Here is a 22,974-nt window from a genome sequence, read left to right as displayed (position 1 = left end):
AAAAAAAGGAACTACATTTCTGTAACTCCTTTTGTATTTATATTTTACTGTTTGTTTTTTGAATGTGTTTTACCTTTAAAAATAGATTGTATTGTGATTAGCAACCCATTAATCCAAAAGAGACTACCAGTTCTTGTTCCATTTTTTCTCCTTTTTCGTTTTCAGCAGGTTTCCATGTTCCTGGTAAATTATTAATTAATTGTAGCATTGTTTCATCTATTAACGGATAATTTGATGACCTGTCCAACTTCACATCTTTAATCATTCCTTCTTTTGTGACTATAAAATATAGCATAGCTGGTTGTAATTTCTTTTGATCCACATCGGCTTTCGTTCTAGCTTCTTTACTGTTTTCATCAAAAAATTTCATAAAAGCTTTCCTGCCTTCACTGTATGTAGCTTGTTTTTCTGGAACAATTGTTAAGTGTGGAGCGCTATTGGTATCTTCTAATACTCCAGTCGTTTTATTCTTTTTGAGATATTCTAGTTTTATAATAAAATGTGACGCGTAATCCAACGATTTCAAAAGTTGTAATTGTGCTTCTGTTAACATATTACTATAACCAATGATACGTTTTTCTGTTTGAATATCGTTTTCAACGATAACAATTTCAATAGATTTAATAGTGTTTACGGATTGTAATTCTTCCCATTTAAAAAAATCTTCAATAGATTTTGCTCCTACTAATTTGCTTTTTTTAAAAGCTCCAAATCTTGGTCCGAAATTGTAATTGTAACCTTCATATAGATTCTCTTCTTCTGTATAACTGGTTAATATAGGACCAAACATTGGTGCATAATTAGCATCGGGATTTGCCTTTTCTACCGTTGTTGTATGAATAGCAACTTTCTTGCTTTCTAAAATTTTTGATTTTTCTGTTTTAACCTCTTGCCAGTTTATTACTCCAAAAGCGGTGAGGCTAAAAGTAATTAATACGGCACATAAAATAAGGATGCTCTTTTTCATAGTATATAGATTTAATAATTAAGTGATGCTTTTAAACTATTGTAAAACTAGAAGATTGATATATGGAAAATGTCAAAAGAATGTAAAAGAAGTGTCAACTATTGTAAAAAGTCATCAAATTGTATGTTATTTACCAATGATTATGAATAATACGATTACACTTTTATGGAGGCGTTTTTCTTTATGCGCACTTTTTATATGCATTTTATCTTGTAATAAAGATACTAATGAGCACTTTCCGGAACTTGTAAAAGTGTCTTTGCGTGAAGTCGGACATCAATTATTACTGACTAATGGAGATACTACTTCTGTGGTTAGTCCTGTAATTGCTTTAGAGGCAAATAAATTTCAAGTAACTTTTGAAAATACCTTAAGCATTCAACCAGATAGTTTGGTGTCTATTATTAAACGTAGTTTTGAAAAAGCAGATTTACCACAACATTATATTACCGAAGTCACACAATGCGAAGATTTTGAAGTTGCCTATAGTTATGTCATGCAGAAAAACACCGAGAAAGGGATTATACCTTGTCGCGGAAGAGAATTAAAAAAAGGATGCTATCAAGTTACGGTAAAGTTTACAGAAATCACCGAGCGAAATAAAACCCAAACCAAAATTCTATATATTCTTTTTTTAGTGTTTCTAGTACTGCTTGTGCTGTTTTCGTACAAGAGAAGATCGAAACAAACCATCGAAACAGAAGCTGTCGAGTTTACCGCTTTAGGAAGGTTTCAGTTTTATCCAGAGCAAAACAAACTGATAAAAGAAGCTACCGAAATTAGCCTATCTAAAAAAGAATGCGAATTACTAGCACTTTTTGTAGCGCAACCCAATCAAGTTATTAAACGCGAAGAGCTAACTAAAAAAGTTTGGGAAGACAAAGGGGTTATTGTTGGTAGAAGTTTAGATACCTATATTTCTAAACTTAGAAATAAGTTAAAAGACGATGCTTCTATAAAAATAATTAATGTGCATGGCGTTGGTTATAAGTTGGAGGTGAATTAGAAATATAAACGACTAGGCTATTTTAACGTTTTAATGTAAAATGCCCATTAAATATTCTTTCTTTTTTATCACCATCAAAGTAGTGAAGTGTAAACCAATAGTCGTCGGTTGGCACTAATTCGCCATTAAAAGTGCCATCCCATCCATGGTTGTTACTACCAATTTGTTTTAATAATTTGCCGTATCTATTATATATAGAGACTTTTACAACTTGAAGGGAATCGGCACTTTCAATGTGCCAATAATCGTGTATAGTATCTCCATTTGGTGTGAAGAAACTGGGGTAATTAAAAAAGAGTTTCTCTAGAATAATTTCATGGCAGTCCAAATTATTACGGATATAAAAATGGTGCAGACCTTGACCAATATTACTGAAACTATTAGAGGTTTGATATTCGCCTTCATCCAAACGGAATTCAAATTCGCCATCTCCAACAACAATAATTTCTACAGCATTGCTTACAGCAAATAATGGAGAAGTCACTTTTAAAGTAGCATCAAAAGGAGTGAAGCTACTTAAAATCTCTATTTGGGTCTCAATTTCGTTTGCGCAAATAGCATCTGTGAAAGTGAAATTAGAATACATACCAGAAGCTAAGCTACTAAGGGTAACACTTCCATTGGTATCTGTAGTATAAACTTCGGGAGTGCTTGGCGATCCATTAAAGGTATATTCAATTGTATAGTTTTGATTGGGGTCTAAACCAACCGCTATAATTTGACCAGTATCCGGTTCGCATGGAAGTGGGTTTATATGTGAAATATTTATGACTGGCGGCGGATCAAAACTTACATCCAGTTCTTCTAGAATGTAATAATACGTAAATACGGCAGTTTCGTCTGGCGCAATATTTCCGAGATTGAAAGCGATAGAAATAGCTTCGTCTACTTGTGTCGAAGTACTACCTTCTGCGGTAGTAAATGCATAGCCATTCCAAACTTCGGAAGCCATGCGATTAAAAAAACCACCATAACTAACTCTCGATCTACTATCTAAAGCATAAAAACTAACCACAGATCCATCAGAATCGTCCATGATTCCTAAGTCGTTTACATGGAAACTTGCTGGTTGCGAAGCACTAACTAAGCTAATGTTACTCGTAGAATATCCTTGGGATATTATTTCTAAATCGGTATCATATTCATACGGGTTTAAGATAACCTGATTGTTGTCAGGATCTACACTATGCATAAAAAAAAGGTTTCGTTTCGTTTCCGAAGATGCATTATAAATAATGGTGGACATTTTAATAAAGAGTCCGTCCGATGTAATATTATAAAACCTTCTAACCTGCAGATTTTCTATTTCTCCTTCCCAAAGGAGTTGTGAATAATCGGAGTAGCAGCTAGAAAGTATCGTAGTAGCACTACTTACTTTTCCTTGAATATCAAAAGAAATATTTCTAGGATTCGAGTTGTTGCTGTAATTTACACCATTTATTTCTAGTGTAAATCCTTCTTCCGCTATTCCAGGTGTAAAAAAATCACCATCATAATCTATCCAATTATCTTTTTGCGGATTCGCGATAAACCCAAACTTCTTGGTTAGGTATTCTCTGTTTTCGTGAAAACTGGAAGGTTTATTTGCTGTTCTCGCACCAAAACTTCCAGGTCTTCCAATTCCAATTTCTATGTAATTACCTTTTGCCCAGCCTTCATTATCTATAATTACAGCTTCTACTTGGCAAAAACTAAACTCGAAAAAGAAAAATAGAAAAACAAATAAATAGGAGTATCGCTTATTTCTCAATAGTATCTTTTTGCTATAAATATAAAGAATTAAATATAAAAAAAAGGCTACAAAAAAAAAAGGAACCACATTTCTGTAATTCCTTTTTTTAATAGTACTGTCATTGCGAGTGTAACACAGCAATCTCATTATTTAGAAACAGATTACTTCCGTCGTTACTCTCCTTCGTAATGACATAATTATACGATTTCCACAAACAAACCTTCCTCTGTCTTCTCCACTTTGGCAAGATTGTTTTTAGTAAGTTCTTTTATCGTTTTATCCCATTTTTTATTTGATAAACCAGATTTCCCTTTTAAATCGTTAAGTGCTAGTTTTTCTTCCCCTTTTAATATTTTTAAAACATCTTTTGCTTCCTCGCTAATTGCTAATGCTTTTTTCTCTGGTCGCATTTGCGGAAAGAATAAAACTTCCTGTATACTTTGGTTATTGGTTAAAAACATGATTAATCGGTCCATACCAATTCCCATCCCAGAAGTTGGAGGCATACCATATTCTAAAGCACGTAAAAAGTCATGATCTATAAATTCGGTAGCTTCATCATCTCCTTTTGCAGCTAATTTTAATTGGTGCTCAAAGCGTTCGCGTTGGTCAATTGGGTCATTTAATTCTGAATATGCATTTGCAATTTCTTTACCACAAACCATTAATTCAAAACGTTCCGTTAATTCTGGGTTATCTCTGTGTTCTTTACATAACGGACTCATCTCTTTCGGGTAATCTGTAATATAGGTTGGCTGTATATAGTTACCTTCACACTTTTCGCCAAAAATTTCATCAATAAGCTTTCCTTTCCCCATGGTTGCATCTACAGCAATTCCCATTCCTTTTGCAGCTTCTCTAATTGCATCTTCACTTTTATCTGAAATATCAAAACCAGTAAAATGTTTTATAGAATCGGCCATCGTTACTCTAGCATAAGGCGCTTTAAAGTCTATTTCATGTTCTCCAAAAGTAGCTTTTGAAGTTCCGTTTACTGCTATTGCGCAATATTCTAATAACTGCTCACAGAAATCCATCATCCAGTTGTAATCTTTATAAGACACATAAATTTCCATTGCGGTAAATTCCGGATTGTGCGTTCGGTCCATTCCTTCGTTTCTAAAGTTTTTAGAAAACTCATACACACCATCAAAACCACCAACAATTAAACGTTTTAGGTATAACTCATTAGCAATTCGCATATATAACGGAATGTCTAAAGAGTTGTGATGCGTAGTAAAAGGACGTGCAGCTGCTCCACCAGGAATTGGTTGTAAGATTGGCGTTTCTACTTCAAAATATCCAGCGTCATTAAAGAAAGAACGCATCGCATTAAAAAGTTTGGTTCTTTTTACAAAAACCTCTTTTACTTTCGGGTTTACCACTAAATCGGCATAACGTTGTCTGTAACGTAATTCCGGATCGTTAAATGCATCGTGTAAATTTCCTTCTGCATCTTCCTTTGGTAATGGTAACGGCTTTAACGCCTTGCTTAAAAGCGTAAAGTTGGTAACTCGAACACTTTTCTGTCCCACTTTAGTGGTGAATAATTCGCCTTCAATTCCAATAAAATCACCAATATCTAGTAATTTTTTATATACATCATTGTACTTGGTTTTGTCTTCACCAGCACAAATTTCATCTCTATTAAAATATACTTGTATTCTGCCTTCACTATCTTGAAGCTCTGCAAAACTCGCATTACCTTGAATACGTCTGGACATTAATCGTCCGGCAATATTTACTTTTTCTCCTTCTTTAAAATCCTTCTTTATCTTACTAGAAAGATGGGTTAAAGGGTATAAATCTGCAGGATATGGGTTAATGCCTAATTCGCGTAATTTGGCTAACTTATCTCTTCGTACTAATTCTTGTTCCGATAATTGCGACATGTTAATTTTATGTTTTTTAAGAAGCCACAAAGATACATTAAAGCTAGTAATTAGAAAATGGTTTTTTGGGCAATCCCTCTTTCGCTTAAAAAAAAAGCTTCAGAGGGCTGCGCTATTCGTTATATCTTTTGCGAAAAGCAAAAGGATGCCACTACTATCGCTATTGCAAAGTGTAACAAAACAGAAACACTTGCGTCCAATATGTACATCAATCAATTAAATCAAATCACATGAGTTTTTGGAGAGTCTTACTTGCCATTTTATGTCCACCATTATCTGTAATAGGTAAAGGCTGTGGATCTATATTAATTGTTTTTCTATTGTGGCTTTGCGGCTGGGTGCCAGGCGTTATAGCAGCACTCGTTATTTTAAACAATCCAGAAAGATAAAATACGTACCTTTGTTTTATTAATATCGAACTTTCAAATCCTTAAGAATGAAACAATTTTTACTAGCAATTGCAAGCGTTTTTTTATTAACCAGTTGTAATTTTACCGAAGAAATAAGCTTTAATCCAGATGGTTCTGGAGAATTTGTCATGCGTTATGATATGAGTGAAGTGATGAAAACCATGGAAGAAATGGGTGGCGGTAAAAATGACGATGGTAAAGAGAAAATCAAGCTAGATAGCGTCATGTACTTTAAAGATATGTTGGTAGAAAAAGCCGATAGTATCGCTACTTTATCTGCAGAAGAACAAGCGAAATTAAAAAACTTGGAAAACATTGTCATAAAAATGAAAATGGATGAAGAAGCAGGTGTTTTCGATATGGGATTTGGTTCTACATTTACGAATCTGAAAAATTTACCAGAAGCTTTAGAAAAAATTGAAGAAGCTAAAAAAATGAATTCGGAAAATAATTCGCAATTTGGTAAAATGGGAGAGAGCGCAATTACTAAAGCTTCAGAAAGTATTTTTGAATATGTAGACTTTAGCTATGATGGGAAAACATTTTCTCGATTTATAAAAGAAGATTATGAAATTGCGCCCGAAGATCTGGAAGCTTTGGATGCTGAAATAAGCGAAATGGGAGATTCTAAAGAGGTCTTTGATGCAATGAGTTATACCTTAGTGTATACCTTTCCAAAAGAAATAAAGTCGGTAACTAATAAAAACGCCGTGATTAGCGACGATAAAAAATCGGTTACTTTAAAAATGAATTTTATCGATATGATAAAGGCACCAGAAAAGATGGCTTTAGACGTAAAATTAGTAGATTAATTAGAAGCGTATTACTTTGAATAAAACCGTAGAATTACAAGATTTAGGATTAAAAGATTATAAGGATACTTGGGATTATCAAGAGACTTTATTTAAATCGGTGGTAGATGCTAAAATAAAAAATAGAAGGCAAGAACTTAATTTGCCAACGACTAACTATTTCTTATTAGTAGAACATCCACATGTGTATACTTTAGGTAAAAGTGGCGATATGTCTAACCTTTTAGTAAATGAAGAACAGCTTGCCGAAAAAGGCGCACGTTTTTACAAAGTAAATAGAGGTGGAGATATTACCTATCATGGTCCTGGACAAATTGTTGGCTATCCTATTTTAGATTTAGATAATTTTTTTACAGACATCCATAAATACCTTCGTTTTTTAGAAGAAATGATTATTCTTACTTTAGAAGAATATGGTTTAAAGGCAGAACGTAGTCCTGGAGAAACCGGAGTTTGGTTAGATGTAGGAACGCCATTTGCTAGAAAAATTTGTGCCATGGGCGTTCGCGCTTCCCGTTGGGTAACCATGCACGGTTTTGCATTAAATGTAAATGCGGATCTTGGCTATTTTGATAATATGATTCCTTGCGGTATTCGGGGTAAAGCGGTTACTTCGCTACATGTAGAGCTTGGTAAAAAAGAAGTGAATATAGAAGAAGTAAAAGAAAAACTATTAAAACATTTTACAACGCTTTTTGAAGCGGAGATAAAATCTTCAGTAAGTAGTATGTAATTCGTTTTTTATAAAACACAGTGCTATTATAAAACCAAAGCCGAAGTGTATACTTCGGCTTTTTTGTGTTTTGGCGTTTCGTTATAGAATAAAGGAAAGCTACTTTTATATAATTTGTCATTATTTTTTGTGTTAACTGACATATTTGCAGATAGCATTATTTTGCCACAGATTAATTTTGAAGACTTTTATAAAGTACTCATGTGCTTTTATTAAAGGGATACGATCTGTTTTTTAAGGACGACTGTTTGTTGCTGTGAAATTTTCATTTCGGGTTTTTAGGTTCTTGGCGTGGTTTTGGCAGCTAAGGCTAAAGTAAGTTTAAAATAAAATGGTTGCTGCGTAAGAATTATGCAAAACCCATTTATTAAAATGAAATAATATGAGTCAAGTAAAAGAAAACAATACAGTAAAAGTAAACTATACAGGTAAATTATCTGATGGGCAAGTTTTTGATAGTTCTGAAGGAAGAGAGCCATTAGAATTTACTTTAGGACAAGGACAATTAATTCCTGGTTTTGAGAAAGGAGTATTGGACATGAAGTTAAATGAAAAGAAAACCATTTCAATTCCTAAAGAGGAAGCGTATGGAGACATTCATGAAGAGTTAAAACAAGAAGTGAATAAAGCAGATCTTCCTCAAGATATGAAGCCAGAAGTTGGTATGGGACTAGTTTCTAAGTCTCCAGAAGGACATGAAAGAAATTTACGTGTGATTGAGGTTAAAGAAGAAAGTATTGTTGTTGATGGGAATCATCCTTTAGCTGGTAAAGATCTTATTTTTGATCTGGAAGTAGTTGAAATTAAAGATGCAGCAGTTACAGAATAAGTTACTTTTTTAGTACGAATAAAAAAAGCCGAAGTTTATACTTCGGCTTTTTTGTTTCTTTTAAAGAGCAATTAAAAATTATTCTTTATCCTTCGGCATTAAAAAACACCTTATAATAATACATTTTCTTTTCTTCGTCATAACCACGTTCTAGATATTCTTGAGCGGCATCTGGCGCATCAATATCTAGTTTGATCTGAATATTTGTGTCTAGTTTAATATCTGTTTTAATTTTCTTTTTGTCCTTTTTAACTACAGCTTCCGCTAAATCAAATTGATTACGTAGTACTAAATTTTGTTCGCCTTCGTATTCCTTTTTAAAATCTTCAAATAACTGAATGTGATTTTCTTCCGTAAAGACTTCCTCCTTAAAACGTTCCACATTTATAATTTCATTTTCCTTGAAATAGTCAATGGTTTTTGCTAAAAAGATATTTCGTTCTTGTTCACCAAAACTTGTTTTTAAAATTTCGGTAGAAAACTCACTACACATATCTAAATAGTTATGTGTATGGTTATTCATATCATCTGCATATTTAATATTCAGGAATTTATCTAACCAATATTGTGCATCATAACTATTGTTGTCTACACTTAAAATGATATTTCCTTCCATATCGGTCTGATTTAAAATCAAACAACCTTTATCTACTTTTTTACTAGAAATACCTTGTTGTACTAAAACGTCATAACTATTGTTTTCTAAAAAAGTTTGAAAGAAACTAGTCTTGTTTTCTATTTTAAAAATACCAATAGCATTAGTAACCATATCTTTGTATTCTATCCCTTCAAAAACGGCAATTAAAACATCACCCGTTTTTATTTGTGCAGAATCACTTTGCTCAAACAAATGTTTTACGATGTTTTTTGAGGTTTCTACAAAAGCATCATCGTCGGTGAAAATACTTTTTGCATAACTATTAATTTCATTAAGTTCTACATTTGCATGATGGTTAAAACGGTAGCTTTGTACTACAGAACCAAAAGGTCTTAATAGAAATGGAAGCATAAGTTCATAACTTTCTTCATCAAAATGAACTTCTTTATCGGAGAAAGCATTTTTGGTGTCGTTATGTTTATTACCAACTTTATGAATAATAAATTTTGAAATCGTTGCGAGTTTGCGTGTAATCATGATTGAGATATTAAGATTGCAATACTAATCATTTCGTAATAAAAAGACCTAAAAAAAACCGAAGCTTTTTAGCTTCGGTTTTAAGTTTTAAATAAAATGGATTATTAGTAATCCATTCCATAGTAATCACAAACAGCATAGTAATCTGTTATGTCTACTCCAGCTTGTTTTAATTCGTTGTATGCTTGTTGTTTTGTGCTAGTTTCTCCAGTGACACTTGTTTTGCCAGCCGTTGTACTATTCGATTCTATAATAACCATTTTAAGCAAAGTATAACGATTTGCAGGAATAGAAACGGAAGCACCAGTCATTCTATCGTAAAAAGTTAGTTCTACAGCGGAATCTATTAAAATAGTTTTAATCTCGTCGCTAAAACTAGTACCAGGTATTGGGTAATAATTACTGCTACGTTGTATGTAAACCAAAATACCATCGTTATCTAACACATCTTGGGTAAGCTGAGGTGTGTTGATGTTTATAGTCGCTCCAGTTAATGCAGAAATGTCAAAGGTGTATGTTTCTACATTGGCATTACCGTCTTCTCCATTTGTACCATTTGTACCGTTTGTTCCAGCAGGACCTATCGCACCAATAGCTCCGTCTTCCCCATCTTCTGGGTCACAAGAAAAACTAAAAGCGACTAATAGCGCTAAAAGAAAATACTTCGATTTTGAAATTGTTGTTTTTAAAGTTTTCATAATTTTTAAATTTTATTGATTAATAGTTGTTTACAGTTTAATGTCAAGTCTTATAAAAGGTTAACATAATTCTAAAAAAAAGTCGAAGAAATTTTCTCCGACTTTTAATCCAGCAGTTTCCTACTTGGCTATAGTAACCCAAAAAAACACTATAGATTAATTTGTTTTCCTTTTTAGCGCGTACAAGTCTTTATGTTTTTTATTTGAAAAGGTTAACCTGCAAATAAAAAAAAAGCTTCAGAAGGTTTTTCTGAAGCTTTTACATTGGTAGACGAATTCCAATAAAATAAATAGATATTAGCAGGTATCGTTATATGTAGATTAATTTCTTATTTATAACTAGCAATATGCGGACTAAAGGTTTAGTAAAACTCCAGCGTTTATAACTACTTGACTGTAATCACTAACCACAAATTTTGGTTCTAAATACACTTTTAGTTTTTCCGTAAATTGGTACGTGGCTCCTGCTCCAATATTACCACCAAATGCATTATCTTTTACTTGATAAGTATTATCTGTAAAGAAAGCATTGTTGTATCCTCCAGTTTTGTAACTAGAAAAATTTACACCAGCAATTGGATATACTTTTAGTTTGCTTTCAATGATATCAAAATAATAATGTGCATTTACATCTACAGCAAGTATGCTTCGTTTATAACCATATACTTGATTACCAAAAAAATAAGATGCACTTGGTGAGATAGCAATATTGTCTGTAATAGTAAAAACACCTTTTAGTGTAATTCCTGGGGCCGAAATTTTTTCGTTATAAGCTAAACCTCCTCCTATAGAAATTTGCGCTTGCATTTGTGTAGCAAATAGAAAGGTTATTGTAGCAAATAGAAAGAGTTTTTTAATGTTAAAAGTAGGGGGATTAACAACTTTTAAGGTTGTACAATGTTTCGTTTGGTTTTTGCGGATTGTAATAGCGTTGTTCATTTTTAATATGTTTTTTTAGATTATATTAATTAGTGTTTATTTATTTAAAAGGTTAACAGGTTTAAAATATTTTTTTATAATCGCTTCCGTTTATGGTTAGATTACTTTTTTCTAGAGCAATACATTGCATTACCATATGCTGTTCTTTTCGTTTTGAAGTATCGGTTATATTCATTTTCATGGTTAGTCCATCAACGCTAGACATCCAAGGTTGGTTCAGTCCTTTTTTATCTTTAGTTTTGTAAAACACTTTTGAAAAAGAAACTCCTGCATCATTGGTTACCCAAATGGTTCCGAAGTAATCTTTACCTTCTACCTTATATTCATGACAAGTATAATTTAAGATGGTTTTTGTTTTTCCGGTTGCTGTAATTTTTACTTGTTGCTCTTCCATACCATCTTTTGTAATGCTTTCTAAATCTATCGGGATAGACATTTGTGTTTTCTGCTCATTTATTGTCATAAACATCGTTGCTGTTTTATTAGAAACATCAAGTACAGAAATCATGCTTGTAATATTGTTTTCTAATTCTATACTGCTACCAATATAATTAGCAGTATCATTTAAAAAATAGTGGATGGTAGTATTGTGTTTTCCGCTTTCAATTTGCATGACATACTTGTGCGTAAATGTGTATGTTTTCTGAATTGTGCCAGAAACACCCATATTAGCTTCACGTTGTTCTATTCTGCTTCGTTTTTCTTTTTTTCTAATAGAATCGATCCTTTTTTGATTCACTTCGGAAGTTTTTTTATTTCTATTGTTATCTAAAGAAAGATCTATAGTGTGTGCTAGTGCTTTGTCTGCTCTTTTTAAAAGTTAGGCTTGTGTATTTATTGAAACACTAAGGCTTAAGGTTATTATTACTAATTTTAAAAATTTCATGATTACGCGTTTTTATATTATTCCCTTTTAATAGTGGCGTTTGTTAGAGGTTAACATTTAGTGCAAAAAAAAAGACTAGAAGATATATCTGTAAGAAAATTAAAGAGTTATGCATAAAAAAAGTTAAATTAGCACTAGCGTGTTAACCTTTTATACTTAGTTACATTAAATGCATAGAGTTGAAAATAATATTACTATTGAGGATTTAAAACAAGGCTCAGATTCGTTGTTTAAAGAGATATATGAAGACAACAGAGACAAGTTTTTAAATTTTGCTAAAAAGTATAACTTATCTCAAGATGATAATATAGATGTCTATCAAGATGCATACATTATTTTTTACAATAATGTGATGCAGGGTAAAGTGCAAGAATTCACAAGTAGTATTTCTACCTATTTATTTAGCATTGGTAAGTATTTGATTTTTGATAAAATGAAGAAAAACAATAAGACTATAAATCCAGATTTTGATTTGTCTATTGTTAGAGAAAAGGAAGAACTTGTAGATCCAGAATTAGAAATGGAACAACAAGAACTAACTACAGAACAAGTTTTATTAAAAAAGTATTTTGTTACTCTTGGAAAGAAATGTCAAGAATTATTAACCTTATTTTATTACCGAGGTTTTACCATTAAGGACATTATTGAAGCTGGAGATTACACTAGTGAAAACGTAGTGAAAAGTGCAAAGTCCAGATGTATGAAAACCCTGAAAGAAAGAATTAACACAAAAGATTAATAGCAATGAATAATCAAGACCTACTATATCATTATTTTTCTAACAGCTTAACTGCAGCGCAGGAAAAGGTGTTTGAAAATTTATTAGAAAAGGATACCGAATTTAAAGCACAGTTTTTATTTGAACAAAACTTAAAAGAAGTAATTAAAAGTAATGAAATAGATACTTTAAAAGCAAAACTTCAAGGGTTTGAAAAGGAGCTGTCTACTAAGGATACGACAAGAATAGAATTTTTTGATAGTGAAACCACGAATACTAGAAAACCTCTTTTTAATTCTAAAACCTTTGCCATAGCAGCATCTATTGCCTTGTTGATGGGTTGGTTTGGTTATAATTCGTTTTTTGGAACCAATTATTCTAGTTTGTATAAGGATAATTTTAGTAGCTATCCAAATACGGTGTACACTATTACTAGGGGTGATACCGAAAATACAATAGAGCGTGAAGCTTTTGTAGCTTATGAAAGTAAAGATTATAAAACCACTATTGAAAAACTAGACGCCATTCCAACAGAAGCAACAAAAAACTACTATAACTTTTATAAAGCACAAGCATATTTAAATTTAGAAGATACTGAAAATGCTAAAACATTTTTCACACTTGTGCTACAAGATAATAATAGTTTTGTTGCCGAATCTACTTGGTATTTAGCGTTGCTTTCTTTAAAAGAAGAAAATAGTAAGGAAGCAAAAAGGCATCTGGAAAACCTAATTGCTAATTATGATTATAATAAAGAAAAAGCACAGGCACTTTTAAAAGCACTTCATTAGTTCTGTCACTTCGAGGGCTTCCAATTTTTATTGGAATCGTATCGAAAAGTTGTAAGGCGATACATTTTTCGATTTAGTTCGAATACGCTTTGTCATGCTGCACTAGATGCAGAATACACAACTTTATATTTTTGATCTTCTACGTTTTATAAGTATTCCTCCAAGTATAATGAAAATAACTGTCCCCAATACATACCATAACAAATTACTGCTAGAATCTAAAGCAGCAGTATTTCCAGAAATTACAAAACCAGACCAATAATAAGGATGTACTAAAGCGTTTTGTTTATTCGTATTTAAAAAGGTTAATTGTGCATTTTGCAAGGCAATGTCTTTTGTTTCCTGTTTGGATAAGTTTTTGTAAAAAGCATCCATAATGTTTAAAGCGGAGGCATCGTTAATTTTCCACAAAGTACTGGAGATACTCGATGCACCACTAAAGTAAAAGCCGCGAGCAAGACTCATAAAACCTTCACCTCGTTTTAGATTTCCTATACCGCTTTCACAAGCGCTTAAGGTTACTAGATTAGTATTTAGGTTTAAATTATACAAATCACTTACATATAATAAGTTGGTGTTTGTGGCATTTGGTTGAAATGCTAAATAGGAGTATTCCGGACTTTCATCATTTAAAATAGCGTGTGTTGCAAAATGTAAGATTCCGTATTTGCTGCTTTCTGTATTAAAATTTTCAAGTGTCGCTTGGTTGCTTGTTAATGTTTTTCCTTTAAAATAATTTAAAACAGCTGTTGCTTCTGCTTCATTATTTGGTAAAGGCAATAAGGTGGAAGATGCGTTACTAAAGCGAGGAGCAAAGGCAAGGACTTCATTATGGACTCCTTTTTTTGTTATTAGTTGTTTTAATAAGGTTGCGGAATTAGCATAACTGATAGCATAATCTTCTACTAAATACCTAGAAGTATCTGGATTGGTATTTAAACTAGAAAACGGAATGTAATTCAATAAACCGTCGGCAATAATAATAAGATTTTCTGCGTTTCGGTTTGCTAAACTTGGCGCCACTAATTCTTTATATAACCTATATGTTTTGTTATTTAAGGTTTCTAAATCTGATTTCGGATTGTTAAGCATTTCATAGATTGCAAAAATTTCTTCCTCTAAATTTGTATCTATTTTATAGTACTGAATAGATTTAGAGTCTTTTGTAATGGCAATAGTATAAATACCGTTGTTGCCATAAAAATACGAAAGCAAAATGTCTTCTGGTTGTAAATGGTTTTGTACTTGGCTAACAGAAACTACTTGTGAGTTATACTTTAAATCGTAATAACTTTTATAATTGGTTTCAATGGTAGTTATCAATTCTCTGTATTCCTTTTTTAGGGGAAATAATTGGTCTTGTAAAATAGCACTTGAAGATCGATTAATCTGCTTTTCAATATGATTGATTTTGGACTTTAATACTTGTTCTTGCTCAATAATTTCTTTTGGTATGTTAGCAAATATGGTTGCTTTTGTACTTAAAAGCGCTTCTAGTAATAATGCAGACTTGCTTTTTTCGGAATAAAAGAAAGCTTTGTCAATTAGCGAATCTTGTTTCGTTTTTTGATATAAGGTATAAGTTGCTTCTAAACCAGTTTCAAAAACAGGAAAAGCTTCCTCCATTAAAAAGAGTTTGTCTTCATTATTTTTAAAACTTGGTTTAAGTGCGTCTAAAGTTAGAATCGCTTGATTTACGGTTTCTATACTTTCTATAGAATTAGCTAATGTATTTAAGTCTTCAGCTTTATTCTTTAAAATCTTTAAAACAGCAGTTTGGTTAATAGCGGAAGGATTTTCGTTTTCAGAGAATTGGAGCAATGCTAAATTGTAATTTTCTAATGCTTTTTCTGGTTGGTTAAACCTTGCATGTAATAAGCCAATTTTATTATATGCTTCTGCAATATCATTATGCGGTTGGTTTTTCCATTTCGTCTTTATAAGTTCTAATGCGGTTTGTAGTTCTTTTTCGGCTTCTATATAGTTGTTTTCTGCTTGTAGAATTTTTGCGTTAGCTTCATGAAAAACATTCCATCTAGGGTGATTTTTAGAGAGATTCTCTTTCATTATTTTTAGATAGTATTTGGAGCTATCTATTTGCACTGTACTTAAATAATTTTCTAATAAATGATTTGCTTCTGTTACAATACTGCTCGAGTTTCCGTTATTAAGTAAATTGTATTCTAGCGACTTTTTAAAATATTGATTAGATAACGCGTATTGTTGTTGGTTTTTTAATACTTCGGCAAGAAGGCTGTAGTTTCTATTTCTTTTATAGAGATCTTCTGCTTTTTTAGTTTCCAAAATATGAATATTCTTCGTGTAGTATTCTTTTGCTAAATCATACTTACCATCATTAAAATACATTTTAGCTATAAAGCTATATGCACTGGTTAATAGGTCTAGATGATATATATTTAATTCCTTTTCTTTTAATGCTTCCGTTGTGTTAATAATAGTAAGAAAGGCGTTCCGAGATTTTTCATTATCATTTAATAAATAATAATAGATGCCTTTATCTTGGTTTATTGAATTGGTGTAAAACAGCGTGTTTTCCATTTCTTCCAGTTTGGTTTCGTTTTTTAAAACAATAGAATCTAGTTGTTTGAAATTAGCTTTCATTTTCTCTAAATCGTAAAAATGCGCAGCGCTTTTATTAGATGCATTAATACTATGAATTAAAGTTTCAAAGTCGTTTTTATTCTTAGCCAGTTTATTTATTTTATGATAATAGTGATAGGCAGAATCTTGTTGCGAGTATATAAATTGATTCGCTTTAATAAATAAAGAGTAAATATTACTAGAATAAATAGAGTCGTTTGTGCTTTGTCCAAAGAAATTAGTTGTAGAAAGAAAAAGGAGGAATAGAAACAGTTTGTTTTTCATAAAAAAAGTCTTCAAATTTAATTGAAGACTAATTTACAAATATTTAAAGTATTAATATGCTGTTATTTATTACTGAGGAGGATAAAAATCAGCCAGAAAGGAATAGCTACCGTTTTCTGTTTGAACGTTTATCGTTGCTTCTCCAGTAAAACCCTCTTGTCCAAATTGAAAAGATTGATACATTCCTGTATTGTTTGTATTTGGTATGGTGCTTATTAACGTATTTGGGCTGGTACTTACCAAAGTCTCTTCATCTTCTGTAGAAGTTATAGTTAAACTCATTTGATTGTTTCCTGGCTGTAACGCAATCGCGCCAATGGTATTATTTACAATTAAACATAAACAAGGTGAAGGAGCAGGAGGAATTGGAGGAATTGGGTTAATAATTATAAAAGCCTCTGCAGGACTTACAATGGTATCCGACTCTATTTCATTCGCTTCAATGGTAGCATTTGCTTCCGCGATATAGTTTTGGGTAATATCATAATCGGGATCCGAATCTGGTACTTGTTGCCAGACGGCAATACTTTCGCCTAGTCTTGTGTTTTCTGTTGCCAAATAGTATTTACGTAAGTCCCCTTCGTAAATATAATTAGTAGAAGTGAAATTTACTTGTTCTGGATCATTGTTATTGTTATCCTCATCTTCGTCACAACTAACATTTGCGAATAGGATAAAGGATAAAAATACTAGTACTACATAACGTGTTTTCATAATTTTTTAATGTTTTTTGGGTTACACTGTAGCTAGTTAATAGTAAGGAGATGCTAAAGTTAACATTTTTTCAAAAAAAACATAAAAAAAGAGGAGTTATTTTGATTAACTATTTGGCTGTTAGTTTATTTGGTAAATAATAACAGTATTGTTTTCACCTTTAGTTACAAATTCTAGGTTGCGATCTTTATCTAAATTATCTAAAGCAATTGCCGAGTTTCCATATACCGGGAAATTGTTTTGTAGCTTCCCATTGCTATCATATAAATATACTTTTTGTGTTTGTAGGTCTGTTACAGAAACGTATATCTTATCGTTGATATAAAAGAGTTTTGGTGTATCATAATTACCAAAATCTAAATCTAAAGTTTTACTTTTTATGGTTAACTTGTTTTCAGATTGTGCGACTAGTGTTTTTGTGGTAGTTGCTAAATGATGTTTGCTACCAAGATTTAAGTTTTGTGTACTGCTAGTTCCGTGGGTGCTAAAACTAACCAGTTTGCCATCTTTTGTTGTGGTTGTAAATTTGTTATAATATAGGTATAACGCTTGATTAGAAAAACTGAAATTACCTTTTGGTGTTATTCTTGTTTTTCCAACTCTATCTACAATATATAATTTATTGTCTGTTTTAAAGGTCAAGTAATCTTTTCTCCCAATTCTAAAATGTTGTGGTTGGTGGTTAATCGTGCTTTCTGCAGATTTGAATTTGAAACCGTTTACCGTTTTTCCTTTAGCATCATACATTAAAACATTTTTGTCTTGTGTTACTAATAGTCTGTATTTTCTATTGTTGTCATAATCAAAAACAGAAAGTGGTTGGGTAATGGCATCTTTAAATTTAATAGGAAAAGGAGCAACGTCCTTTCCTGTTCTATCTAAAACATAAACCCTGCTTGGCGTTGCAAATGCTAATTGCAATCTTCCGTTTTTGTACATATCGATTTGCTGTACTTCCCCAAGAATAGCACCTGGAAGTTGTTTTTTCCAAAGCACTTTTCCTCTATTAGAAATAAGATATAAATTATTTTTTATGTCTTGAACTACAATTTCCTTTTGCTTGGTAATGTGATTGTCTACTAATTGCGGATGGTTTAATAAGTCGGCATCTAACTTAATGTTGTATAATTCGGTTACCGAATTTTCTCTAGCTTTCGTCTTGTTCTTTTTTATAACCGCATTGACATGTGCAAAATTGGTATCGTACACAAATTGTAAAGCCGAAGTTTTATAATCTTCCAATTTAAGATTTAGGTCTTCATTAAAGTTGTTCTTTATAATGGCTTTTAAAGCTGATGGATTTGCAACCATTAATAAAGACGAAGCATTTGTAAGATGCTCTTTGGTACTTTTATAATATGCTTTTTCACTGTACGTGGTTTTGTTTTGATAATTAGCAATTATATTTTCTAAAGCTTCTTTGGTGTTTGTAAAAACAAAGAAATCATTTATGTTCGCGTAGTAATTTGCCTTTTCAAAAGTAACTAAAGGTAAAAATGTATTACGAAATAACGTAGCTTCACTAAAACCGTATATGTTGGTTTGTCTATATTCTTCCACTAAATTTTGGTCATTTAGCAATGCATCTTTTGTCGCAATAACATCTAAAGAGTTTAAAAGAATAGCTTGGTTTTTGCCTTCGTAAATAATTCCGACTTCCACAATATTATCAAATAGGGTTGTGGTAGTGGTTAAAGAATCGGTACTTCGGAATTGTTTTAGGTTTTCATTTAAAACAGAAAAATCATGAAATGTAAAACTCATAAAACCATCGGCATTACTAGGAGCAAGGCTTGCTGTTCTATTCTCTTGCGAAATCGTATTTTTAAAAATGTTAATCAGACTCTTTGTAGAATCTGTGGCTTTGGTGATTCCATTTAAAATAATGGCATCTTGATTAATATCCGCATCAACAAGTGTGTAGTTGGTAAAGCTGTTAAAAGGAATAGAATCATTAATAAAAATAGATTGTATTGGTTGTTTGTTATTATTGTTAATTAGTATAGAGAATGGTTTTTTAGTATCACTCGTTTTTAAAATAGTTTTTAAATCTTCATCTTTATTGGTGGTAATTAGCGAATTCTCTAAAATCTCTTTGCTAGAGGAAGCAATAAAAACACTGTCCTTATACGTATTATAGGTAATGTTCTTTTCTATTTGGGTTTTGTTAATAGACAAACTTTGAAATAAATAGGCCTCCACAGTAATGTTTTGCAAAGAATCTATAGCAAATAAATCTGGTGTTTGTTTGGTAATAACGGTGTATTGTAAGCTGTCTTTTTCGTCATAACTAAAACAAACGAAAAGCGGATTTGTAGTATTTAAGTGCTTTAAGTTTTCTAGTTTGTTGGTTATATTGGTATAAGATTTACTCTTCTGAAGGCCTTCTAAAAAATCACTATTGTTTAGATTACTTTTTAAGCTTTCTAAATTATTCACTTGAATAATTACCGAAGCATTTTCTGGAATATAATCGGCAGTATTTATATGAGTATTCGTTGTATTACAACTAATAAGTAAAAGGCTAATAAGAAAAAGGTTCCAGATTTTTTTCATGTAAAAAGGGATTTGTACAAATATAGGAATGCGTTTATAAAAAGCACTTAAAGTGTTTAAAGTATTTGAAGTTATAGGGAGCTAAAGTTTTTCCGTTCATAGGATAATCTTAAAGGTGCTTTTTTTAGTTTCAACTTCAACTTCAACTTCAACTTCAACTTCAACTTCAACTTCAACTTCAACTTCAACTTCAACTTCAACTTCAACTTCAACTTCGCTAGCAATACTTATACTTCTAAACGTAATTGTTCCGGTAATAGTCTAAAAGATTTTCGGTGGTACTTCGTGATTCCGTATTTTCTAATCGCCGCTCTGTGCTCTTTTGTCGGATATCCTTTATTTTGTTTCCAATTATACATCGGGAATTCTTCATGAATTGTATTCATATACGCATCGCGATAGGTTTTTGCTAAAACCGAAGCAGCAGCAATACTTAAAAATTTCCCGTCTCCTTTTATAATGGTTTCATGCGGAATATCCTTATAAGGTTTAAACCTATTCCCGTCTACAATAATAAAATTAGGGACTTGTTTTAAGTCTGCAATAGATTTGTGCATAGCCAAAATGGAAGCATTTAAAATGTTTATTTCGTCTATTTCCTCCTGAAAAACATGCGCAAAAGCAAAACAGATAGCTTCCATTTCAATAATCGGTTGTAATAAATCACGTTTTTTTTCGCTTAATTGTTTAGAATCATTAAGTATTTTGTTCTTGAAATTATCAGGCAAAATCACAGCAGCAGCAGTAACTGGACCAGCTAAACAGCCTCTTCCAGCTTCGTCTGTTCCACATTCCATTTTTAGATTCGAGTAATTTAATTTCAGCATTTAAGTAATTGTTAAGAATAACAAGTTGTTATAAATTGTAATATTGTATTTAATACCGATTAGATATTTTCTATTTTTGGCAAAAAAAAGACAAGTCGGCTTTAGTTTGTTGCAAGGTCTAAAAAATAATTATGAAGCAAAAAATTCTGATATTCTTTTTATTAAGTGTTTTTCATTTTGGGTATGCGCAAATTACGTCTAAACCAAGAATAGAAAAAGATACGAATCAAGTTTATAATGTAAATGATACATTATCTTCAGGAAGAAGTACAAGAACCAGTACTTCAAATGTTAAAGATCCAATAGCAAAAGTAGAAGACTACTTGATAATCTCACATAAAAGAGATACCGTTCATGTAGATACCACGCTAACTATTAAAAAAGAATATAAATTTAATTACTTACGTAGAGATAATTTTGAATTGTTGCCATTCTCTAATGTCGGACAAACCTATAATAGATTAGCGTATGATTTTCATAGTGATAAGCTAATGCCTTCCTTTGGAGCACGTGGACGACACTTTAATTATATGGAAATTGAAGACATTAATTATTATCGAGTGCCAACACCATTTACCGAACTGTATTATAAGACTGCCTTTTCTCAAGGACAACAAGTAGACGCGTTTTTTACCGTAAATACGTCACCACAATTAAATATTTCTTTAGCATATAAAGGTTTGCGCTCTTTAGGGAAGTACCAACACATACTAACAAGTACAGGGAATTTTAGATTTACTACAAGCTATAACACCAAAAACAAACGCTATACAGCGAATGCGCATTTTGTAGCCCAAGATTTAATGAATGAAGAAAATGGCGGGTTGAAAGACGATAATGTCGCCTATTTTGAAGCTGGTGATCCAGAATTTACAGATAGAGGCGTTTTAGAAGTTAATTTTGAAGATGCCGAAAGTATCTTAAAAGGAAAACGTTTTCATTTAGACCATCAATATAGTATAACAAAACCTAATGACTCTCTAGCGTCAAATACTTTAAGCGTTGGCCATATAATATCCTTTGAAGATAAATTCTTTCAGTTCGACCAAGATAGTGAAACCGATTATTTCGGAGAATCCTTTAGAGCATCTAATTTGAAAAAACGAGTTACACTAGAAAACTTCTATAACCAAGTGCATGTAGACTATACCAATAAAACCTTGGGAGCTTTACAATTTAATGTAAGTCATAACGGTTATAATTATGGATATGATAATGTGGTCATTTTAGACGAAAACAGAATAACCAACAGAATAAAAGGACAAGTCCTAGCTTTAGGTGGTGCGTATAGCAAGACTTTTAAAAAATTCCATATAGAAGGAGAGATAGGAGCAAACATATCTGGAGATTTTAATGGTAACTTTTTAACCGCAAAAGCAACCTATCCAATTAATGAAGACGCCGTGGTAAGTGCGACTATGAATACCAATTCCAAAGCGCCTAATTATAACTTCCAATTATATCAAAACGATTATATAAACTATAACTGGGAAAACAATTTCAATAATACAAAAACGCAAGAAATAGAATTTCAGTTGCAGTCTAACAAGATCGCAGATGTTTCTTTGAGCTTTTCTTCCATAGATGATTATACATACTTTAAAAGTAATCCAACAGATAACCTAATTAAACCGTACCAAAATAACACAACCATAAACTATCTCAAACTAAAAATAGAGAAAGATATTAAGTATAAAAAAATAGGTTTATACAATACCATATTATATCAAAACGTAAAAGACGACAACAATACCTTAAACGTTCCAGAGATAGTAATGCGTAATACACTATACTATGCAAATACTTTCTTTAATAACGAACTGTTCTTACAAACCGGAATCACCTTTAGCTATTTCTCTAAATACTATATGAATGGGTATGATCCCGTTTTAGCAGAGCTATATGTGCAAGACCAAAAAGAATACGGCGCATTCCCAAGATTAGACTTTTTTATAAATGCTAAAATTCGTCAGGCAAGAATCTATTTAAAAGCAGAACACTTTAATTCAGCCTGGACAGGTTACGATTATTACTCCGCACCAAATTATCCATATAGAGACTTCACCGTGCGTTTCGGTGTGGTGTGGAATTTCTTTTTATAATTTTCAGGGCGTTCCGTTAGTTACCCAAAGGGGTAACTAACGTCAGGCTATCCGCTATATCTTTTTGTTACCTTATATATAGAGTAGAGAAGTAGTCTATATATAAGGAGTCTTATTTTATAAAGTATACGTTTCATTACTGCCAAAAAGGATATCGCTACTATCCTTAACGCAAAAACCAAACTACAGGCATTGAATTTGGAAAAAACTTCAGGCTATAAAAGGTTGAAACTAAAGCCTTAGAACGCTTCAAAAAAAATAATCAAAAAAAAGATTAAAAAAGGTATTGTCAAGAAGAAAAAGGTATCTATATTTGCACCCCGCTACGGAAACAATAATAT

The 22,974-nt window shown here is 31.9% G+C and carries 19 protein-coding genes; 8 read left to right on the top strand and 11 right to left on the bottom strand.

The genetic code is table 11. From position 1 onward, the window contains the following. Window positions 1-97: 97 nt before the first annotated feature. On the bottom strand, window positions 98-967 hold the full coding sequence (locus tag ACVCXO_RS02385; RefSeq protein WP_452227997.1) for an energy transducer TonB: 870 nt from the start codon (window positions 965-967) through the stop codon (window positions 98-100). Between the two features lie 55 nt (window positions 968-1,022). Between ACVCXO_RS02385 and ACVCXO_RS02380 the strand changes: the two genes are divergently transcribed. Beyond that, complete coding sequence (locus ACVCXO_RS02380) at window positions 1,023-1,973, top strand: winged helix-turn-helix domain-containing protein (protein WP_452227996.1); 951 nt, start codon at window positions 1,023-1,025, stop codon at window positions 1,971-1,973. Between the two features lie 22 nt (window positions 1,974-1,995). Here the strand turns inward: ACVCXO_RS02380 and ACVCXO_RS02375 are convergent, their stop codons facing one another. Both ACVCXO_RS02375 and lysS read right to left on the bottom strand, forming a co-directional pair. Further along, a complete protein-coding gene (locus tag ACVCXO_RS02375; protein WP_452227995.1) occupies window positions 1,996-3,723 on the bottom strand; it encodes a T9SS type B sorting domain-containing protein in 1,728 nt (575 codons plus the stop codon). A 179-nt stretch (window positions 3,724-3,902) separates the two neighbouring features. Further along, window positions 3,903-5,597 (bottom strand): lysine--tRNA ligase, encoded by a 1,695-nt coding sequence (lysS, locus tag ACVCXO_RS02370; RefSeq protein ID WP_452227994.1) that lies wholly within the window; start codon window positions 5,595-5,597, stop codon window positions 3,903-3,905. A 230-nt stretch (window positions 5,598-5,827) separates the two neighbouring features. On the opposite strand from lysS, the gene ACVCXO_RS02365 reads away from it, so the two are divergent. The 4 genes from ACVCXO_RS02365 to ACVCXO_RS02350 all read left to right on the top strand — a co-directional run bounded on the left by ACVCXO_RS02365 (window position 5,828) and on the right by ACVCXO_RS02350 (window position 8,381). After that, the gene (locus ACVCXO_RS02365; protein ID WP_303421848.1) at window positions 5,828-5,986 is read left to right on the top strand and encodes a YqaE/Pmp3 family membrane protein; all 159 of its coding nucleotides are present in this window, start codon (window positions 5,828-5,830) and stop codon (window positions 5,984-5,986) included. A 47-nt stretch (window positions 5,987-6,033) separates the two neighbouring features. After that, on the top strand, window positions 6,034-6,819 hold the full coding sequence (locus tag ACVCXO_RS02360) for a hypothetical protein (RefSeq protein WP_452227993.1): 786 nt from the start codon (window positions 6,034-6,036) through the stop codon (window positions 6,817-6,819). Window positions 6,820-6,835: 16 nt separating this feature from the next. Beyond that, window positions 6,836-7,552 (top strand): lipoyl(octanoyl) transferase LipB, encoded by a 717-nt coding sequence (gene lipB / locus ACVCXO_RS02355; protein WP_452227992.1) that lies wholly within the window; start codon window positions 6,836-6,838, stop codon window positions 7,550-7,552. A 382-nt stretch (window positions 7,553-7,934) separates the two neighbouring features. Beyond that, window positions 7,935-8,381, top strand: a complete 447-nt coding sequence (locus tag ACVCXO_RS02350; RefSeq protein ID WP_452227991.1) for an FKBP-type peptidyl-prolyl cis-trans isomerase — start codon at window positions 7,935-7,937, stop codon at window positions 8,379-8,381. 85 nt (window positions 8,382-8,466) lie between these two features. Here ACVCXO_RS02350 and ACVCXO_RS02345 read toward each other — a convergent pair whose 3' ends face one another. The 4 genes from ACVCXO_RS02345 to ACVCXO_RS02330 all read right to left on the bottom strand — a co-directional run bounded on the left by ACVCXO_RS02345 (window position 8,467) and on the right by ACVCXO_RS02330 (window position 11,892). Continuing rightward, the gene (locus tag ACVCXO_RS02345; protein ID WP_452227990.1) at window positions 8,467-9,516 is read right to left on the bottom strand and encodes a nucleoid-associated protein; all 1,050 of its coding nucleotides are present in this window, start codon (window positions 9,514-9,516) and stop codon (window positions 8,467-8,469) included. A 104-nt stretch (window positions 9,517-9,620) separates the two neighbouring features. Continuing rightward, window positions 9,621-10,214, bottom strand: a complete 594-nt coding sequence (locus tag ACVCXO_RS02340; RefSeq protein ID WP_452227989.1) for a hypothetical protein — start codon at window positions 10,212-10,214, stop codon at window positions 9,621-9,623. A 354-nt stretch (window positions 10,215-10,568) separates the two neighbouring features. Next, window positions 10,569-11,153, bottom strand: a complete 585-nt coding sequence (locus tag ACVCXO_RS02335) for an outer membrane beta-barrel protein (RefSeq protein ID WP_452227988.1) — start codon at window positions 11,151-11,153, stop codon at window positions 10,569-10,571. Between the two features lie 61 nt (window positions 11,154-11,214). After that, complete coding sequence (locus ACVCXO_RS02330; RefSeq protein ID WP_452227987.1) at window positions 11,215-11,892, bottom strand: DUF4412 domain-containing protein; 678 nt, start codon at window positions 11,890-11,892, stop codon at window positions 11,215-11,217. Between the two features lie 316 nt (window positions 11,893-12,208). Between ACVCXO_RS02330 and ACVCXO_RS02325 the strand changes: the two genes are divergently transcribed. Together ACVCXO_RS02325 and ACVCXO_RS02320 are read left to right on the top strand one after the other, a co-directional pair. Next, window positions 12,209-12,778, top strand: a complete 570-nt coding sequence (locus tag ACVCXO_RS02325; RefSeq protein ID WP_452227986.1) for an RNA polymerase sigma factor — start codon at window positions 12,209-12,211, stop codon at window positions 12,776-12,778. Window positions 12,779-12,783: 5 nt separating this feature from the next. After that, window positions 12,784-13,548 carry a tetratricopeptide repeat protein gene (locus tag ACVCXO_RS02320; protein WP_452227985.1) on the top strand — a complete coding sequence of 255 codons (765 nt, stop codon included), beginning with the start codon at window positions 12,784-12,786 and terminating at the stop codon, window positions 13,546-13,548. Between the two features lie 123 nt (window positions 13,549-13,671). On the opposite strand, the gene ACVCXO_RS02315 is transcribed toward ACVCXO_RS02320, so the two are convergent. The 4 genes from ACVCXO_RS02315 to ACVCXO_RS02300 form a co-directional block, all read right to left on the bottom strand. Next, on the bottom strand, window positions 13,672-16,434 hold the full coding sequence (locus tag ACVCXO_RS02315; protein ID WP_452227984.1) for a CHAT domain-containing protein: 2,763 nt from the start codon (window positions 16,432-16,434) through the stop codon (window positions 13,672-13,674). 69 nt (window positions 16,435-16,503) lie between these two features. Continuing rightward, a complete protein-coding gene (locus tag ACVCXO_RS02310) occupies window positions 16,504-17,148 on the bottom strand; it encodes a hypothetical protein (RefSeq protein ID WP_452227983.1) in 645 nt (214 codons plus the stop codon). A 120-nt stretch (window positions 17,149-17,268) separates the two neighbouring features. Then, window positions 17,269-19,704, bottom strand: a complete 2,436-nt coding sequence (locus ACVCXO_RS02305) for a ribonuclease HII (protein WP_452227982.1) — start codon at window positions 19,702-19,704, stop codon at window positions 17,269-17,271. Between the two features lie 227 nt (window positions 19,705-19,931). Then, window positions 19,932-20,531, bottom strand: coding sequence for a ribonuclease HII (locus ACVCXO_RS02300; RefSeq protein WP_452227981.1), 600 nt, complete (start codon window positions 20,529-20,531; stop codon window positions 19,932-19,934). A gap of 131 nt (window positions 20,532-20,662) precedes the next feature. On the opposite strand from ACVCXO_RS02300, the gene ACVCXO_RS02295 reads away from it, so the two are divergent. Further along, entirely contained in the window at window positions 20,663-22,633 is a 1,971-nt protein-coding gene (locus ACVCXO_RS02295) for a putative porin (protein ID WP_452227980.1), read from the top strand. The last annotated feature ends 341 nt before the right edge of the window (window positions 22,634-22,974 follow it).

This window comes from Lacinutrix sp. MEBiC02404 (genome assembly GCF_053601575.1).
The sequence above is the reverse complement of the archived record's forward strand: the minus strand, read 5'-3'. Positions and strand labels throughout refer to the sequence as shown.

Bases quoted from the DNA above. Each gene is read 5' to 3' on its own strand.
- ACVCXO_RS02385 (WP_452227997.1), bottom strand. From the start codon at position 967: ATGAAAAAGAGCATCCTTATTTTATGTGCCGTATTAATTACTTTTAGC.
- lysS (WP_452227994.1), bottom strand. From the start codon at position 5,597: ATGTCGCAATTATCGGAACAAGAATTAGTACGAAGAGATAAGTTAGCC.
- ACVCXO_RS02365 (WP_303421848.1), top strand. From the start codon at position 5,828: ATGAGTTTTTGGAGAGTCTTACTTGCCATTTTATGTCCACCATTATCT.
- ACVCXO_RS02360 (WP_452227993.1), top strand. From the start codon at position 6,034: ATGAAACAATTTTTACTAGCAATTGCAAGCGTTTTTTTATTAACCAGT.
- ACVCXO_RS02350 (WP_452227991.1), top strand. From the start codon at position 7,935: ATGAGTCAAGTAAAAGAAAACAATACAGTAAAAGTAAACTATACAGGT.
- ACVCXO_RS02345 (WP_452227990.1), bottom strand. From the start codon at position 9,516: ATGATTACACGCAAACTCGCAACGATTTCAAAATTTATTATTCATAAA.
- ACVCXO_RS02340 (WP_452227989.1), bottom strand. From the start codon at position 10,214: ATGAAAACTTTAAAAACAACAATTTCAAAATCGAAGTATTTTCTTTTA.
- ACVCXO_RS02335 (WP_452227988.1), bottom strand. From the start codon at position 11,153: ATGAACAACGCTATTACAATCCGCAAAAACCAAACGAAACATTGTACA.
- ACVCXO_RS02325 (WP_452227986.1), top strand. From the start codon at position 12,209: ATGCATAGAGTTGAAAATAATATTACTATTGAGGATTTAAAACAAGGC.
- ACVCXO_RS02320 (WP_452227985.1), top strand. From the start codon at position 12,784: ATGAATAATCAAGACCTACTATATCATTATTTTTCTAACAGCTTAACT.
- ACVCXO_RS02315 (WP_452227984.1), bottom strand. From the start codon at position 16,434: ATGAAAAACAAACTGTTTCTATTCCTCCTTTTTCTTTCTACAACTAAT.
- ACVCXO_RS02310 (WP_452227983.1), bottom strand. From the start codon at position 17,148: ATGAAAACACGTTATGTAGTACTAGTATTTTTATCCTTTATCCTATTC.
- ACVCXO_RS02305 (WP_452227982.1), bottom strand. From the start codon at position 19,704: ATGAAAAAAATCTGGAACCTTTTTCTTATTAGCCTTTTACTTATTAGT.
- ACVCXO_RS02300 (WP_452227981.1), bottom strand. From the start codon at position 20,531: ATGCTGAAATTAAATTACTCGAATCTAAAAATGGAATGTGGAACAGAC.
- ACVCXO_RS02295 (WP_452227980.1), top strand. From the start codon at position 20,663: ATGAAGCAAAAAATTCTGATATTCTTTTTATTAAGTGTTTTTCATTTT.